Annotated in this window: 15 protein-coding genes; 5 read left to right on the top strand and 10 right to left on the bottom strand. The window is 66.1% G+C overall.

Features of this window, described 5'->3' with window-relative positions:
* Positions 1–10: 10 nt before the first annotated feature.
* Positions 11–640, bottom strand: coding sequence for a hypothetical protein (locus tag R2733_13055; GenBank protein ID MEZ5377428.1), 630 nt, complete (start codon positions 638–640; stop codon positions 11–13).
* A gap of 67 nt (positions 641–707) precedes the next feature.
* Here R2733_13055 and R2733_13050 point away from each other — a divergent pair, with 67 nt between their 5' ends.
* On the top strand, positions 708–1,853 hold the full coding sequence (locus tag R2733_13050; GenBank protein MEZ5377427.1) for a hypothetical protein: 1,146 nt from the start codon (positions 708–710) through the stop codon (positions 1,851–1,853).
* A complete protein-coding gene (locus R2733_13045) occupies positions 1,850–3,370 on the top strand; it encodes a polysaccharide biosynthesis C-terminal domain-containing protein (GenBank protein MEZ5377426.1) in 1,521 nt (506 codons plus the stop codon). The genes R2733_13050 and R2733_13045 overlap by 4 nt, the downstream gene beginning before the upstream one ends.
* On the opposite strand, the gene R2733_13040 is transcribed toward R2733_13045, so the two are convergent.
* From R2733_13040 to R2733_13030, 3 genes are read right to left on the bottom strand one after another with little or no spacing between them, the layout of a single operon-like run.
* Positions 3,348–4,373 carry a glycosyl hydrolase gene (locus tag R2733_13040; GenBank protein MEZ5377425.1) on the bottom strand — a complete coding sequence of 342 codons (1,026 nt, stop codon included), beginning with the start codon at positions 4,371–4,373 and terminating at the stop codon, positions 3,348–3,350. The two genes, R2733_13045 and R2733_13040, sit on opposite strands and share 23 nt — an antisense overlap.
* Positions 4,373–5,653: a hypothetical protein gene (locus R2733_13035; GenBank protein MEZ5377424.1), complete on the bottom strand. Its 1,281-nt coding sequence runs from the start codon at positions 5,651–5,653 to the stop codon at positions 4,373–4,375. Before R2733_13035 ends, R2733_13040 begins: the two co-directional genes overlap by 1 nt.
* 14 nt (positions 5,654–5,667) lie before the next feature.
* A complete protein-coding gene (locus tag R2733_13030) occupies positions 5,668–7,221 on the bottom strand; it encodes a polysaccharide biosynthesis tyrosine autokinase (protein ID MEZ5377423.1) in 1,554 nt (517 codons plus the stop codon).
* 243 nt (positions 7,222–7,464) lie between these two features.
* Here R2733_13030 and cysD point away from each other — a divergent pair, with 243 nt between their 5' ends.
* Genes cysD through cysC form a run of 3 tightly spaced genes read left to right on the top strand, consistent with a single transcriptional unit; the run spans position 7,465 to position 10,308 of the window.
* Positions 7,465–8,376 carry a sulfate adenylyltransferase subunit CysD gene (gene cysD / locus R2733_13025; protein ID MEZ5377422.1) on the top strand — a complete coding sequence of 304 codons (912 nt, stop codon included), beginning with the start codon at positions 7,465–7,467 and terminating at the stop codon, positions 8,374–8,376.
* 58 nt (positions 8,377–8,434) lie between these two features.
* On the top strand, positions 8,435–9,682 hold the full coding sequence (gene cysN, locus R2733_13020) for a sulfate adenylyltransferase subunit CysN (GenBank protein ID MEZ5377421.1): 1,248 nt from the start codon (positions 8,435–8,437) through the stop codon (positions 9,680–9,682).
* Positions 9,682–10,308, top strand: a complete 627-nt coding sequence (gene cysC / locus R2733_13015) for an adenylyl-sulfate kinase (GenBank protein MEZ5377420.1) — start codon at positions 9,682–9,684, stop codon at positions 10,306–10,308. The genes cysN and cysC overlap by 1 nt, the downstream gene beginning before the upstream one ends.
* A gap of 6 nt (positions 10,309–10,314) precedes the next feature.
* On the opposite strand, the gene R2733_13010 is transcribed toward cysC, so the two are convergent.
* The 6 genes from R2733_13010 to R2733_12985 all read right to left on the bottom strand — a co-directional run bounded on the left by R2733_13010 (position 10,315) and on the right by R2733_12985 (position 15,604).
* Complete coding sequence (locus tag R2733_13010) at positions 10,315–11,823, bottom strand: LCP family protein (protein MEZ5377419.1); 1,509 nt, start codon at positions 11,821–11,823, stop codon at positions 10,315–10,317.
* An 81-nt stretch (positions 11,824–11,904) separates the two neighbouring features.
* A complete protein-coding gene (locus R2733_13005; GenBank protein ID MEZ5377418.1) occupies positions 11,905–12,756 on the bottom strand; it encodes an alpha/beta hydrolase in 852 nt (283 codons plus the stop codon).
* A complete protein-coding gene (locus R2733_13000) occupies positions 12,753–13,046 on the bottom strand; it encodes a GNAT family N-acetyltransferase (protein MEZ5377417.1) in 294 nt (97 codons plus the stop codon). Before R2733_13000 ends, R2733_13005 begins: the two co-directional genes overlap by 4 nt.
* 251 nt (positions 13,047–13,297) lie before the next feature.
* Positions 13,298–13,819: a TetR/AcrR family transcriptional regulator gene (locus R2733_12995; GenBank protein ID MEZ5377416.1), complete on the bottom strand. Its 522-nt coding sequence runs from the start codon at positions 13,817–13,819 to the stop codon at positions 13,298–13,300.
* Between the two features lie 68 nt (positions 13,820–13,887).
* Positions 13,888–14,214: a darcynin family protein gene (locus R2733_12990; GenBank protein ID MEZ5377415.1), complete on the bottom strand. Its 327-nt coding sequence runs from the start codon at positions 14,212–14,214 to the stop codon at positions 13,888–13,890.
* A 163-nt stretch (positions 14,215–14,377) separates the two neighbouring features.
* A complete protein-coding gene (locus tag R2733_12985; protein ID MEZ5377414.1) occupies positions 14,378–15,604 on the bottom strand; it encodes an acyl-CoA dehydrogenase family protein in 1,227 nt (408 codons plus the stop codon).
* Positions 15,605–15,636 lie beyond the last annotated feature (32 nt).

The raw sequence follows: 15,636 nt of genomic DNA, 5'->3' as shown, positions 1-15,636 counted from the left end.
TCACTGTGACTCATGCCAACCTCTCGAATCCATCACTGGCACACACGGCGAGCAACTCGTCGGCTCGACTCGACATGGCGTCGGAGCCGACGGCGTCGAGCAGCGCAGCGCCGGCGGCCTGGTAGCGAGCGTCGCTCGAGGCGGCGGCGTTGGTTGCGCCCTCGGTGAGACGGGCTTGCACGTCGGGACCGGTGTCACCATCGAGCAACCCGAGGTAGCCGAACTCGACAACCGCGCAGGTCTCTGCAGCGCTCGGGGCCATCGCCGGCCCGGCCAGCGAGGTGTCGCCCGCCGCCGATTCGGCGCCACCGTTGACCGGCTCGGTCGAAAGGCCGTCCTCGGATTCGATGACAGGCGCCGGTTCGTCGGCGATGGTTTGGGCGCCGCCGTTGGCGGGATCATCGCCGACACCGGTCTCGCTCTCGGCGGGAAGATCGGCCGCGTCCTGTCCATCGGCGTTCGGCGTCGACTCGCCCCCCGCTTGCGACTCGACGTTGCCAACGGCACCATCGGAAACATCGCCAGATGAAGCTATCGCCCCATTCGACGCTTCATCCACTGGGTCGGAGCACGCCGCAACACCAAGAGCGAGTACGGCGACGAGAGCAGGCAGAAGACGGCGGGATCGGGGAACGGTCATCACCAATCTTTCGGCAGTTCGAACGTAGGGTTTAAGGCTCGCCAGGAGATGACGAAACTGAAAGCACATGAGTCGCGGATTGCCAGGACCCGAAACGAATGAGCTCGCTTGGGTCACCTCGATGCTCGGCGGCCCGGGACGTGGCGCGGCCCGCCCCTACCTGTGCCGTCCCTCGCTCGAGCAGGCAGAACTCCTGGTCCCGCTGCGCCCACGACGCGCCGCCGCCGGATCGATGCGGCGCTACCACGACGACCGTTCGTGGAAGCAACGCGGCGTCGTGTTGGCCGGACAACTTCTCGGCCAGTTCGGCGTGCTCGATCGGGCGCCCGGCGAGCGACACGACCTCCCGTCGTTCGTCCGCATCGAACAACTCGGTGCCATGCTCGGCGAGAGCGAACTCGTGCCGGCCATCGGACTCGGACCTCGGCGCCGCAACCGCAAACCGGTCATCCAGCTCCTCCGGCCGAACGGCGAAACCGTCGGCTTCGCCAAGGTCGGCTGGTCGCCCTTCACCACCGAACTGATCACCAACGAGGCCCGCTGGCTCCGCCACGTCGACGGTCGCATGCCCCCGGGCACAAGCGCTCCGCCGGTGCTCCTCGATCACCGATTCGATGACATCCACATCGTCGTCACCGCTCCCGTCGACACGCCGGTGTTCGCTCGACGCCGCGGCCCACTCGATTTCGAAACGCTGGCGGCCATCGCCCGCCTCGGCACCGACGAAATCCGAGCGCTGCCCGAACTCCAGATGCTCGCTCAGGCGCGCGAGCTGGGGGTCGCCGAAGTCGTCGATCTCGATCGACTCGTCGAACGCCATGCCGAGGTCCGCATCGAGTTGGGGCTGTGGCACGGCGACCTGACACCGTGGAACACCGCCACCAACGGCACCAGCACCGGCATCTGGGACTGGGAGTTCAGCGACGACCACCGCCCCATCGGATTCGACGCCCTGCACATTGCGTTCGAACTCGTCCGCCGCAGCGGCCCGGCGCAAGAGGCCGCAGCGATCGCAGCGATCGAGTCCGACGCCGCCTCGATCCTGACACCCGTCGCCGACCCCGTCACTGCAGCCGCCATCACCGACCTCTACTTCTGCGAACTGCTGATGCGCGAGCGAAGGCTCGCCGGCGAAGGATGGGAGCCCCAGCACCTCGCTCCGCTCGAACAGCATCTGATCGACGTGCTGCAACGACGCATCGGCCACCCATGACCGAGCCCGCCACCGCCGGGTCGCCGACCACCAAGCCCCTCGGCTCGTCACAGTCGACGGCTGCTGCGTCGTCGTTGGCGTTGCTCGGAGCAGTGGTCACGACCGTTGCCAACTTCGTCATCGCCATCCTGGTCTCGAGCTCGAGCAATGCGTTGGCCGGTGTCTTCTTCACCGGCACGGCGGTGGCCACCATCCTCGGCAACTCGGCGAGTCTCGGAACCATGACCAGCCTCGTCTACTTCCTCCCCCAGGCGTTGCGGGGGGACCAGCCGAATCCGCGCGCATTGATCGGCCTTGCGCTCCGACCGGTCGCAGCGTTGTCGATCGGGCTCGGGGTCGTGCTGTTCGTGGTTGCCGGGCCGTTCGGCCGACTCGTCTCCGACGACGCAGCCGGCGACCTCACATCGATGCTGCGCGTGTTCGCCGTCGTCGTGCCGACCTGGGCGCTGACCCAGGCCCTTCTTGGTGCCTCACGAGGTCTCGGGACGATGGGGCCGACCGTCGGGGTCGGCCAAGTCCTGCGGCCGGGTGGCCAGATCGTGCTCCTCGGTCTGCAGTTCTGGCGTGGCGATCCTTCGGCCACCGCGATTGCCGTGGCGTGGTCCGTTCCCGTGTTGATCGGCCTTGGGGTCGCCATCGTCGCCGTCGCTCGTCTCGGCGGGTTCCAGCATCACGGTCCGGGACTCGTCACCGGTCGGGAATTCTGGGGCTACACCCGCTTCCGAGCGCTGTCGACCACGATGCAGATCGCACTCGAACGCATCGACGTCGTGATCGTGAGCGCGCTGCTCGGCTCCGGCCCGGCCGGCATCTACGGATCGCTCAGCCGCTACATCAGCGCCGGCAACTTCCTGATTTTCTCCGTGGCCCAGGCGATGTCGGCCCATCTCCGGCGAGCGATCTCGAACCAGAACATGGACCGGGCACGACAACTCCTCCAGCGCACGACTGGTTGGGTGGTGGCACTGGCCTGGCCCTACTTCGTCGCCGTCGCCATCAAGGCCGAACCGCTCGCCGAACTCATCAACGATCGCTACGTCGATGATGCGAACATCCTGCCGATCCTGGCCCTCGGCATGATGGTCAGCGCCTTCGCCGGTCCGATCGACCTGATGCTGCTGATGCTCGGACGCAGCAAGGCGTCGCTGTTCGGCGTCACGCTGGCGATCGCCACCGACCTCGTCCTGCTGGCGATGCTCGCTCCTGCCTTCGGTCTGGTCGGCGCCGCCATCGCCTGGGCTGCCGGCGTTGCCGTGCAGAACACCGTCGCCAGCGTGCTGGTCTACCGCGACATCGGTTTCATGCAGGTTGCCAGCCCGTCGCTCATCGCCGCTGTCGGATCCATCGCCACCGTGGTCCCCATCGGGCTGCTCACACCCTCGACCTTCGTCGGCACGGCGCTCACGGCGCTCATTGCGCTCCCGCTACTCGTTGCGTGGCTGCTGGTGATGAGGGATCGGATCGGACTGCAGGAACTCGTTCCAGCGCGGTTCCTCAACCGTCTCCCAGCCTTCTGACCAGCTCGACGAAGGCGTCTCGGGATTCGGGGCTGGTGTCGTAGTCCCAGACACAGTCGGGGTACGTGCCACCGGGCGCCGTGACGTTGAACCACGAGACGTACTCGAACTTGGCGGCGACCGAGGGATCGGCGAGGTAGGCCGCGGCGTTCCGGATCCACTCCGCTTTGCGCCCTGGTTGGGCGGGGTCCTCGACACTCGCCGTCTCGGCGACGGCAAGTGGCTTCCCGTGCGCCTCCGCAAAGGCCAATGCCGGGGCGACGAGGTCGGCGAACTCCACCCATTCCCGGACGCTGCCCTGGCAGAGGTACCAGTTGTAGGGATCCACCCCGACGATGTCGACGCTCTCGTCGCCGGGATACCACTGATCGGCCACCGGGCCGTTGAAGGCGCCGCCGGTGAGCACCCACACGGTCTGCAGATGCCCGCCACCGCGCTCGTCGAGCAGTTCATTCCAGCGACGCCACATCGCCTTGAAGTCCTCGGCCGTGCCGTTCGCCGCCGAGTCGCGGGTCTCCGGCTCGTGGTTCAGGGTCACATACGACCCATCGGGCAGCGCCGCCATCCGGTCGACCCAGGCGACGAGATCGTCGTACACCGCCGTACCGGGCTCGGCATCGGCAAGATCGCGCCACGGCACGAGCAGGCCTGCGCTTCCTGCCGGACGCACCGACAGGTGGACCCGCCGACCCTCCGCCATCGCTTGCTGCATGTCGGGATACGACAGGTCGTCGTCCCAGCGTTGGAACCAGCGGATCAGGTCGAGCCGTTGGCCGACATCGGCTTCGACAGCCGTGATGGTCTCATAGCGACTGCGCGGCACCGACATCGCCATGAACGGCTTCTTCTGGGCCTGAAGCGACGCCCGATCGGTGCTGGGCGTTCCGCCGTCGGCGACCGTCGACTCCGCGGTCGAGCGCAGATCCCCACCGCCCTCGACCGTCGTGCACGCCGCGACAACCAGGCACACTCCCGAGACGGCTGCCGCCCGCCAGAGACGCATCACGAGTACTGCTCGGCGTCCTCGGACTGGATGCGGATGGCAAGGGCAGTGGCGGCGAGCATGGTGAACATCTGGTGCGGCACGTGAAGGTAGAAGAACGCCTGGATCAACCCGATCAGGATGATGGCATGACACCACAGTCCGGCAACCGATACTTGGCGCCTCGTCCGCCACGCCCAGGCCGTGAAGGCGCTGAAATACCCGAGCGCGCCCGCAAACCCATACGAGAACATCACGAACCACATCTGGCCGTGCGTGCCGACCGACGGCAGGTTCCGGTCGTTCGGCCTCGGCGCACCCCAGCCGAACACCGGGCGTTCGACCGTTCCGGCGATGGCGTCGGTGACGAGTTCGAGGCGATCACTGTTCGAGTGGCCGGTGGCGAAGCGGGTCACGATCAAGTCGCCCAACGGCGTCAACACCAGCACGAGCGCCAGACCCATCAGTGCGATCAGGGTGTTGCGAAGCGCCTTCGATTGGCCGGCAGCGCCGAGACGAAGCGCCACATAACCCATGCCCAGCCCCAAGCTGATCCACAGGCCGCGGTTGAGTGACACGACCGCAGGGATCACTGCGGCGATCAAGAAGATGCGGATCAACCGGTTCGAGAACCCAACCCGTGCTTCACGCTGGGCAATCAGGGCGAACGGCGTGAGGAGGGCCAGCATCGAGCCCCACGAGTTGGTGTAAGGGAACGGTGCCTTGGGACGGGGGATTGGGAACCCGATGATGTCTTGCACCTCGGCGAAGCTCGGTGTGACCAGCGTGCCGATCAGCTCATTCGCCCGAAGGCCGGCCGGCATCAGGTAGGCCATCGGCGAGGCGAAGCTGGTCTCGCCCAGGAAGAATGCCAGGTAGCCGCCGACGACGGTCGCCATCCAGAGCCACACGAAGGCGCGGACTGTGCTCCATACCGAGACGCTCTCGCCGCCGTTCAACACGTACAGCAGGAAGACCGTGGCGCCGACGTAGTACCCGAACCTCAGCACCCAGCCGGCCATCCGGTCGGCGGCGTCGATGCTCATCGAGGAACCGACGACCGCCACCAGGAACAGGATCCAGAGCCCGAAGGACTTCGGCAGCACGAGTTCGCGCCGCCGCACCAGCGAGGCGGCCATCGGGAGGGCGAAGAGGACCCAGGTGAACCCGGCCAGCCCGAGCAGGAACCACACCGGCATCAAGGTGATCATCGCCGTGACCGGCCACGTCGGCAGTGGCGCGTCGGCCTCGGGACGTGGGATCGCCGGCCGGTAGGGCCGGTTGATCGACGGTGCGGTCACGGGGACAGTCTGGATCAGCTACGGCTGGTTTCGGCAACCACCGTGCCGAGCACGTCGGCGCCGACACGGCGGAGCTGCTCGACGGAGTCGGCGACACCGGACCGGGTCGCCCGGTCGGGCTCGATCACGAGCACTGCGCCCTCGCAGAGTCGAGCAAGGTCGACGGCGTCGGCAACCTGGAGGACGGGCGGGGCCTCGAACACGACGAGATCGAACTCGCTGCGGGCGCTGGCCACGAGTCGGCCGAACGCCTCACCCTGCAGCAAGCGAGCCGGGTCGGCGACCTGTGTACCTGAGGTGAGGATCTGGAGGTTGGGGACGCTCTCGAGGATCTTGATCGATTTCGACAGCGATGCCTGACCCGACAGCACGTCGCTGAGGCCGGCGTCATTGTCGAGACCGAAACGCTCGTGCATGCTCGGACGACGAAGGTCGGCGCCGACCAGGAGGGTGCGACGACCGGATCGAGCGGCGGCGGTGGCCAGGTTGGCGGCCACGGTCGTGGCCGAGTGCGGGTTGTTCGTTCCCGCAACGAGGACCATCGACTTGTCGGCCTGGTCGAGGTTGAACAGCAGCGAACCCTGGACCCGGCGATACGCCTCGCCCTCTTCGCTGTTGATCTCGGCGATCGCCGAACCGTTCCCGCCCTTGAACAGGCCCTTGCCGACCGGAACCGAGCCCAGCAACGGAAGACCCATGCTGGAGAGTTCGAGCGTGGCCGTACGAACCCGATCGTCCTGACGATCGAGCAGGAACGCCACGGCGAGGCCGAGCATCACGCCCACCAGCGCGCCGCTGAACGGGCCGGCGGCGGCGGGGATACCGGTCTTGGCATCGGGCAATCCGGCGTCGGAGAGAACTTCCCCCGGATCGACGCTGATGGCGCCGAGGTTGGCCAGCTTCGAGCCGATGCCTGCGAGTTCTTCTCGCTTCGAGATCTCTCGGTATTCGAGCGCACGAACCCGAGCGCCGTTGTCGCCGGCGGCGGCGATGTCGGCCGCCAGCGTCTCGAGCTCGGCAAGGAGGGCGGCTTCGCGTTCGGTCAGCTGCACCCGTGCCTGCTCGGTGTTGGCGAGACCGGCGTCGCGGCGATAGTCCAGGTAGGCCTCGGCGGCGGCCTGTGCGAGATCACGGGAACGCTCGGCCTTCCCGCCCGACGCGGTGAACACCAAGATGTTGGAGTCGAAGTTCACCGTGACGTCGATCTGTTCGGCGACCGACCGGGCCACGTCGGGATCGATGACGATCGACTCGGCGGCGGCAACGACATCGGGGTCGTCGAACGTCGACGCACCCAGGGTGTCGCGAGCCTCGATCAGGGCAAGGGCGCGCTCGGTGACTCGCTGCGACTCGGCGATCGCCCGCTCGGTGTCGGTGTTGATCTGGCGGGCGGCGTCGAGATTCGGGCTGTCACCCGCGATCACGAGCGGCCGGACCTCGACTCGCGCGCTGGCTTCATAGACGCGCGTCTGCAGCTGGAGCACCAGGAACCCGAGCACCGCACCAATCGCGGCGGCACCGGCGATCACCGGCCACCAGCGCCGGAGAACGCTCGTGTATTCAGACACGTCAACGACGGAATCGCCGTCGGCCATGGGTGCCTACTTTCGTCGAGAGGATGGGCGGACAGGGTTCAATCGGTCACTCGATCTCGTTGTTGAGCACCGTCGTATGGTCATGGTGCCGGGAGCCTCACCAGCTGACAAGGGCCTCGGTCGGGCGGCTCATTCGGTGTGGCGACCTTGCCCAGCCCGTTCCCGGTGGACCAAGGCGTAACATTGACACCCAGCCGGCCGATAGAGGGTTCGATGATGAACACGAATTACCTGTTGAGTGATCTCCGCGCGTTGGAGTCTGAAGCGATTCACATCATTCGTGAGGTGGCGGCCGAGTTCGAGCGTCCGGTGATGCTGTTCTCGGGTGGTAAGGACTCGATCGTGATGTTGCATCTGGCGATCAAGGCGTTCGCGCCGGCCCGGGTGCCGTTCCCGATCATGCATGTCGACACGGGCCACAATTTCTCCGAGGTGATCGACTATCGGGATCGTCGGGTGGCCGACGAGGGGCTGCGGTTGATCGTGGCCTCGGTGCAGGACCAGATCGATGCGGGGAACGTGGTGGAGGAGACCGGTCCTCGGGCGTCTCGCAACGGGTTGCAGACCTCGGCGTTGTTGCATGCGATCGAGGAGCATCGATTCGATGCGTTGTTCGGTGGTGCTCGCCGTGATGAGGAAAAGGCTCGGGCGAAGGAGCGGGTGTATTCGTTCCGTGACGAGTTCGGCCAGTGGGACCCGAAGGGTCAGCGTCCGGAGTTGTGGTCGTTGTACAACGGGCGGCATTCGATGGGTGAGCATTTCCGGATCTTCCCGATCTCGAATTGGACCGAGCTCGATATCTGGCATTACATCCGTGACGAGGAGATCGAGATCCCCGAGATCTATTACGCCCACCGCCGGCAGGTGTTCGCCCGGGACGGGATGTGGTTGTCGGACTCGCCGTTCGTGACTCGTTTGCCGGGGGAGGATCTCGAGGAGCGGATGGTGCGGTTCCGCACGATCGGTGATGCGACGTGTACGGGGGCGGTGGATTCCCCGGCTGATGACATCCACAAGGTGATCGAGGAAGTGGGGGCGACTCGGATCACCGAGCGTGGCGCCACTCGTGCCGATGATCGGCGCACCGAGGCTGCCATGGAAGATCGTAAGAAGGAGGGGTACTTCTGATGCCGGCTCCGATCACACAGGTCTGCGGCGGAAGCCGCAGCGAAACGAGGTACTTCTGATGGAGTTGCTCAGGCTCGCCACGGCGGGGTCGGTGGACGACGGCAAGTCGACCCTGATCGGCCGGTTGTTGTTCGACTCGAAGTCGATCTTCGAAGACCAGTTGGAATCGATCGAGGCCACCTCGTTGGCTCGCGGCGCCGAGAGTGTCGATCTGGCGTTGTTGACCGACGGTCTACGAGCCGAACGGGAACAGGGCATCACGATCGATGTCGCCCACCGCTATTTCGCCACCCCGCGGCGCAAGTTCATCATCGGTGACACCCCCGGGCACATCCAGTACACCCGGAACATGGTGACCGGGGCCTCCACCGCGGATCTGGCGATCGTGTTGATCGATGCCCGCAAGGGAGTGATCGAGCAGTCCCGCCGTCACGCGTTCATCGCGTCGTTGTTGCGGATCCCGCACCTGGTGTTGGCGGTCAACAAGATGGACCTGGTCGATTGGGACCAGGCCGTGTTCGAGAACATCCGGGCCGAGTTCGCCGAGTTCGCCACCAAGCTCGATGTCCCCGATCTCACGTTCATCCCGATGTCGGCCCTGTTGGGAGACAACGTGGTCGACCGCAGCGCGAACATGCCGTGGTATGAGGGGTCGACCCTGCTCCACCATCTCGAAGAGGTCCACATCTCCTCGGACCGGAACCTGGTCGATACCCGGTTCCCCGTCCAGTACGTGATCCGCCCCCAAACCGATGAACACCACGATTATCGGGGCTATGCGGGCACCGTGCGCGGTGGGGTGATGCGCCCCGGTGACGAGGTCATGGTCCTGCCGTCGGGGTTCACCTCGAAGATCAAGGCGATCGATGCTGCTGGTGAGCCGATCCCCGAGGCGTTCCCCCCGATGTCGGTCACGATCCGTCTCGAGGACGAGATCGACATCTCGCGTGGTGACATGATCTGCCGGCCCAACAACCAGCCCGAGGTCGGCCAAGACCTCGAAGCGATGGTGTGTTGGATGGCTGATGCTTCCCAGCTCCGCAAGGGACAGAAACTGGCGATCAAGCACACCACCAAATGGGCGCGGGCCATGGTCAAAGACCTCCACTACCGGCTCGATGTCAACACCCTGCACCGTGACGAAGCCGCCGAAGCACTCACGCTAAACGAGATCGGCCGGGTCACCCTGCGTACCACCCAGCCCCTCTTCTACGACGAGTACCGACGCAACCGCCAGACCGGCAGTTTCATCCTCGTCGACGAAAGCACCAACGTCACCGTCGCCGCCGGCATGATCATCCGCTGATGACCAACCCCGAACCGGCAAGTGGCCCAGCGTCGAGTCATCCTGTCACCGAGAACGTCGTGTGGCATCCGAGCGGTGTCGCTCGGGCCGATCGCTGGGCGGCCACCGGTTCGTCCGGTATGACCCTGTGGTTCACGGGCCTGTCCGGATCGGGCAAGTCGTCGGTGGCGGTCGAGGTCGAGCGTCAACTCCTTGCCGCCGGCCGTCCGGCCTACCTGCTCGATGGCGACAACCTTCGCTTCGGGCTCAACGGCGATCTGGGATTCTCGGCCGCCGACCGCGACGAGAACGTCCGCCGTGTTGCGCACGTGGCTCGACTGTTCGCCGATGCCGGCGTCGTTGCGATCGTCCCGTTGATCAGCCCCTATCGGGCGGCCCGTCAGCTCGCCCGGTCCCTCCATGAGGCCGCCGATGTGGTCTTCGCCGAGGTCTTCGTCGACACCCCGCTCGAGATCTGCGAGCAGCGCGATCCCAAGGGCCTCTACGCCAAGGCACGTGCCGGCGAGATCAAGGGCATGACCGGGATCGACGACCCCTACGAGGCGCCGCTCGATCCGGAGCATCGCTTCACTCCTGCCGATGGTGATCCGGCCGCCGTGGCCAAACTGCTCATCAGTCGGCTCTGACGGCGATCAACCGCAGGCGGTGCCTTCAGGGGTCGGACCGGGCACGACGCCGACTGCGGTGGTGGTCGTCGTCTCGACCGGCGCCACCTCGACCGGAGCGGTGGTGGGCGGTGTCGGCAACTCGACGGACTCGCGCGGCGTTTCCAGCAGGCCCTGGTAGTCAGTGCCGGTCAGGAGGACGACCTCGGTGAGGGTCTCATCGATCTCGTAGGCCGGTCCGCTGATGAGATAGCTGCCGAGCTTCGCCGCACCGGCGGCCATCGACGAGGGATAGCGAACGACCGTGCGTTCGGACGTGGGTCCGTTGTCGATCGTCTCGACGTTCATACCGAGGGCGCTGAGCGCCTTCGCCGCTTCGGACGCCTGTCCGGGAATCCGCGAACCGTTCTCGACGCGGTAGATGACCGGCACCGGCGCCGCGGTGACCTCGGTCGGCTCTTCGCCCCGGAAGATGGCGAGCGTCGGTTCGGCCAGCTCGCGCTCGAGACCAAGCACGGCCGCTCCCGCCGAGGTGCGGAAGTCGTAGACCGGCAACGAGTGCCCGACGATCTGGTCGCCGGAGACGCCACCAAAGGCCTTCGCCAGTGCGAGCAGCGAACCGATCTCGGCCCCACCATCGATGGTGAGGTTCGCCCCGGCGATGTTCAACACATTGTTGAGCGTGCCGATCTCGGCGATGTTGATCTTCTGCAGCGTGGTGTCGGCCACCCTGCGGATGAAGTACTGCTGACGACTCGACCGGCCGAGATCGCCGGTGCCGTCGCTGTGCCAGCTGCCGTCCTGGAAATACTCCACATGGCGGCCGCGGACGAACGCGAGTGACTGGAAGCCGTCGAGCACCTGGCACCCGGCATTCGGAACGTTGAGGCCCGACCCTGCGTCACGCATTGGGTAGTCGAACCAGATCGGTACGCCGCCGAGACCCTCGACGATGTCCTGGAAGCCGACGAAGTTGACCTCGGCGTAGTGGTTGATCTCGATGCCGAAATAGGACTCGATCGTGTTGACCAGCCGTTCCTCGCCACCCTCGCCGTTGAAGGCGCTGTTGACGCGTCCCTCGCCGCCGCCATCCAGCGGAACGTAGAGGTCGCGGGGGATCGACAACAGGTCGATCCGGCCGGTGGTTGGATCCACCCGGGCAACGATCATCGTGTCGGTACGTTTGCCCTCGGGCGCACCCTCGCCGAGGAATACGCCGGCCCCTGGGTCGTTGGGATCGATGCCTTCTCGGGAGTCGGTGCCTACCAGCAGCCAGTTGGAGGGCTCACCGACTTCGGCCGCCTCGACACTGCCGATCTCGACACTGCCGATCGCCTCGTACTTGTCGAGACCCCAGGCCATCACACCCGCACCCATGAGGCTGGTGGTGATGCCGACAACACCGAGCGCGATCACGCCGCGCTCGAACCAGCTGCGGCTCGGGCGCGTCATCGCCCGCCGCGTGGGGGCAGCAGGACTGGCCGGGGCGCCAGGCGGGTTGGCTCGGGGCGTCGAGCCATCGGTGGGGCGATTCATGGCGTGGTGAACGCTAGCGCAGCACTCTCCGATTCGTAACGTATGGTGCGGTGTTCCGAGAGCCCAGCCGTCAACGGTCGATCAACCGGCGCCGAGATGTTCGAGGAGCAGCGGGGCAACCGCGCCGGGGGCTTCGTCGGTGATGAAGTGGCCCACGCCCGCCAGCTCGACGAATCGGTACGGGCCCTCCACCATCGAGGCGGTCGCCTCCGCCGCGCTGCGGCCAACCGTGGCGTCGGCATCACCCCACACGTAGATCGTTGGCACGGAGGCCCCGGCCACGTCGGCGGCCTTGATCGACGATCGTCCGGCGGCGCGGTACCAGTTGACGGCCGCGTCGAGTGGGGCCCATGCACCGAGGATCTCCAGGTAGGCGTCGGCATCGGCGGGTGGCACACCGCTACGGTCGTAGATCCGGCGCAGGGTGGCCGCATCGTCGGCGAGCAACTCGTCGGTCGCCTCGGGACGAAGGAAGCTCTGATGGTGGCCAGAACGACGGCTCTGGGCAGCATCAGCCCGCAACGCCTGGACGAACGCCGCAGGGTGAGGGCGAGAGAGCACGGCGAGCGAGCGCACGCGGTCCGGGTGGAGCGCAGCCGTGATCCAGGCGATCTGGCCACCCCAGTCGTGACCGACGAGATGGAACCGCGGAGCGGCGAGCGAGTCGGCCAGCGCCACGACGTCGGCGACAATTAGCTCCATCCGGTAGTCGTCGATGTCCGACGGTCGCGCACCGGCGGAGTAGCCACGCTGGTCGGGCGCACACACGTCGAAGCCGGCATCGGCGAGGACCGGCAGCTCGGCTCGCCATGCGTAGCGGGTTTGCGGGAAACCGTGGAGGAAGAGCACGAGGTCGGCGCCCGTCCGTGGCGAGGCGTCGGCGGTGAAGCTCATGCCGTTGGCGTCGACCTCGATCGTGCTGATGGTTCTCATCGGCCCGGCTCCAGCGTCTTCGCCATGCAGAGGCTGTAGGGGTTCACCGTGTAGGCGTCGAAGGGCGCACAACGCTCGAAGCCCATCGAGGCATACAGCCGTTGAGCCGGGAGGAACTCCTCCATCGTCCCCGTCTCGAGCCCGACCCATCGCACGCCTCGAGCCTGGGCGACAGCAACGAGGTGGTCGACCATCGCCCGTCCCACCCCTCTTCCCCGAGCGGCAACGGCGGTGTGCATCGACTTCAGCTCGGCTCGCTTCACCCAGATCTCGAAGGGCGCCGACGCCAAGCAACGCACCATCGGCTCGAGCGGTGCAGAAGGTGACGGCGGGATCGAGCAATCCCGAGAGGTCGAGCGCGTGCACATGCTCGGCCGGCGACGTTGCCGCGGCAAACCGAAGATGGGCTTCGAGCAACTCGACCACATCAGGCGTGTCGGGCGACTCGACGGCGATCATCACGTCCACGCCCGAGAGTCTCGCACCCCAAGGAGGCCATTGCCGTCGATCTCGGCAGATTACGCCGGGTCCGTTCGGCGGCCTAGTTCGGGGCGATCACCGAGTCGACGACACGGCCAACGAACTGGTCGTCGAGAGTTTCGGCCGTGAACAGATATCGGAAGTAGATGGCCCCGAGGGCGAGGTCGATCGCCGTCTCGACGTCGGCGGCCAGCAGCCGACGCTCGTCCTCCGCTCGTCGCATCACGGTGCGGATGATCGTTCGACGCTCGGTCACGGCGGCATCGAAGAGTGACTGCAGTTCGAGGTCGCGCGCCGCCGGCGAGAGGATCTCTCGAACTGCGGTGCCGAACTCGGTGTTCACCGCGCGCGCAAGATTTGCCAGCAGCTGTCGAGCGTCGAGGCGGACGTCGCCCGTATCCGGCACCTCGGGATTGGTGCCCTCGAGCACCTCCATCAGCGCAGCGGCAACGAGCGCCGCCTTGGACGCGTGCCGACGGTAGATGGTCGGCTTCCCGACGCCGGCCCGCCGAGCCACGGCTTCGATCGTCAGGTCCACGAAGCCGACATCGCTCAGCAGCTCCCGAGTCGCGGCGTTGATCACAGCGTCGGTTTCGATCAGTCTCGGACGGCCGATGCGGTCGGATCTCCCGCCGGCCGATGGCGGCGGCGTCACAATTCGCCGGCCTCGAAACGCTGATAGCCATCGTTCAGGCCCAGGAGGACCTGAATGATCTCGGCGTAGGGATGGAAGAAGAACTCGAGGTCACGCAGCTCCTCCCACATCGCGTGGTAGCGATCGAGATCGTCGAATCGGCACAGCACCCAGTCGGTGTACCCCGAGCCGAGCGCATCAGCATCGAACCAGTCCATCTCGACCTCGCCGGCATAGCGAGCAACGACGACTTGCAGTGGCTCGGCCTTCGCATTCCTCGTGCCTCGATCGAGCGCAAGCCACGCCGGCAGCAAGCGGAGGACCACCACCGCTCCGTACTTCATGATCGGTCTCCTCGCGTTCATTACGTTACGAATCGTAACGTAATGAACGCGAGGAATCAAGTCCGTCGATCTCCCGTTGTTCAGGCTGCAACGTTGGTACGGGGAGCATCAAAACGAGGCTCCCCGCACCAACGTTGCCGGGGGTAACGCCGGGGATTCGCGGCTACTTGGGTTCCTTGGGGAGGCCGAGGACGCGCTCGCCGACGATGTTGCGCTGGACCTCGGCCGTGCCGCCCCAGATGGTCTCGGAACGGCTGAAGAAGAACGACGCCTGCATGGCGTTGACCGGGTAGCTGGCCTTGCCCCGCTGCCGGTTGGGGTTGGAGCTGTCCGGGTCGTACACGCCGTCGAGGACGAGGGAGTCCATCCCGGCCACATGGGTCCACAGTTCCATAACGTCTCGGTGATACTCCGACCAGAACATCTTGTTGGTGGCGCCCAGCGCCGCCACGCCCAAGTCCTTCTTCTTGTGCAGGGTGGCCGAGAGCGAGCGGAGGCCGTTGACCTTCATGATCTGGACCTTGGTGTGCGCCGCAGCGATGCGCTGGCGAATCACCGGGTCGTCGATCTTGCCGTTCTCGCGTGCGGTGTCGATGATGGCGTTCAGTTCGGTCTCGAAGCGTCGGTAGCCGGTAGTGGCGCTGGTGCCTCGCTCGAAACCAAGCGTGGTCATGGCGACCTTCCAGCCGTTGTTCACGCCACCGACGACGTTGTCCTTCGCACACTTGGCGTCGGTGAAGAAGACCTCGTTGAATTCCTGCGAACCGTCGATCTGGTTGATCGGTCGGACCTCGACGCCCGGCTGGTCCATGGGCACGAGGAGGTAGGAGATGCCCGCGTGCTTGGCGACGTTCGGATCGGTGCGGGCGAGCAGGAAGACATAGTCGGCGTGTTGGGCCCGGGTGGTCCAGACCTTCTGTCCGTTGATGACCCACTCGTCGCCGTCGAGTTCGGCCTTGCACTGCAGCGACGCCAGGTCGGAACCGGCCTCGGGCTCGGAGAAGCCCTGACACCATGCGATCTTGCCCTGGAGAATGCCGGGCAGGAACTCCTTCTTCTGCTCCTCGGTGCCCCACTGCAAAATGGTGGGGCCGACGAGGGTGTCGCCGAAGAAGTCGCCCCGCATCGGCGCGCCGACCCGAGCGAACTCCTCGGACAGCACCACCGATTCCATGGTGCTCAGTCCCTTGCCGCCGTACTCCTTCGGCCACGAGGCGCAGATCCAGCCGCCCTGGAAGAGCTTCTCGGTCCATTCCGCAACGAACGCTTCGCGCTCGTCGTCGGACATCTCGAAATCGTCGTCGGTCCAGCCGGCGGGAAGGTTGGTCTCCAACCAGCTGCGAATCTCGCCGCGGAACGTTTCAGCTTCTTGGGGGTAGTCGAGGTCCATGTCGCCAATCTTGACCCACCGGTCAAGTTTTG

The sequence above is a fragment of the Acidimicrobiales bacterium genome (assembly GCA_041394265.1).
Lineage (GTDB): Bacteria > Actinomycetota > Acidimicrobiia > Acidimicrobiales > SZUA-35 > JBBQUN01.
Note: the sequence above shows the minus strand (reverse complement) of the source record. Positions and strands in the feature narration are given on the sequence as shown.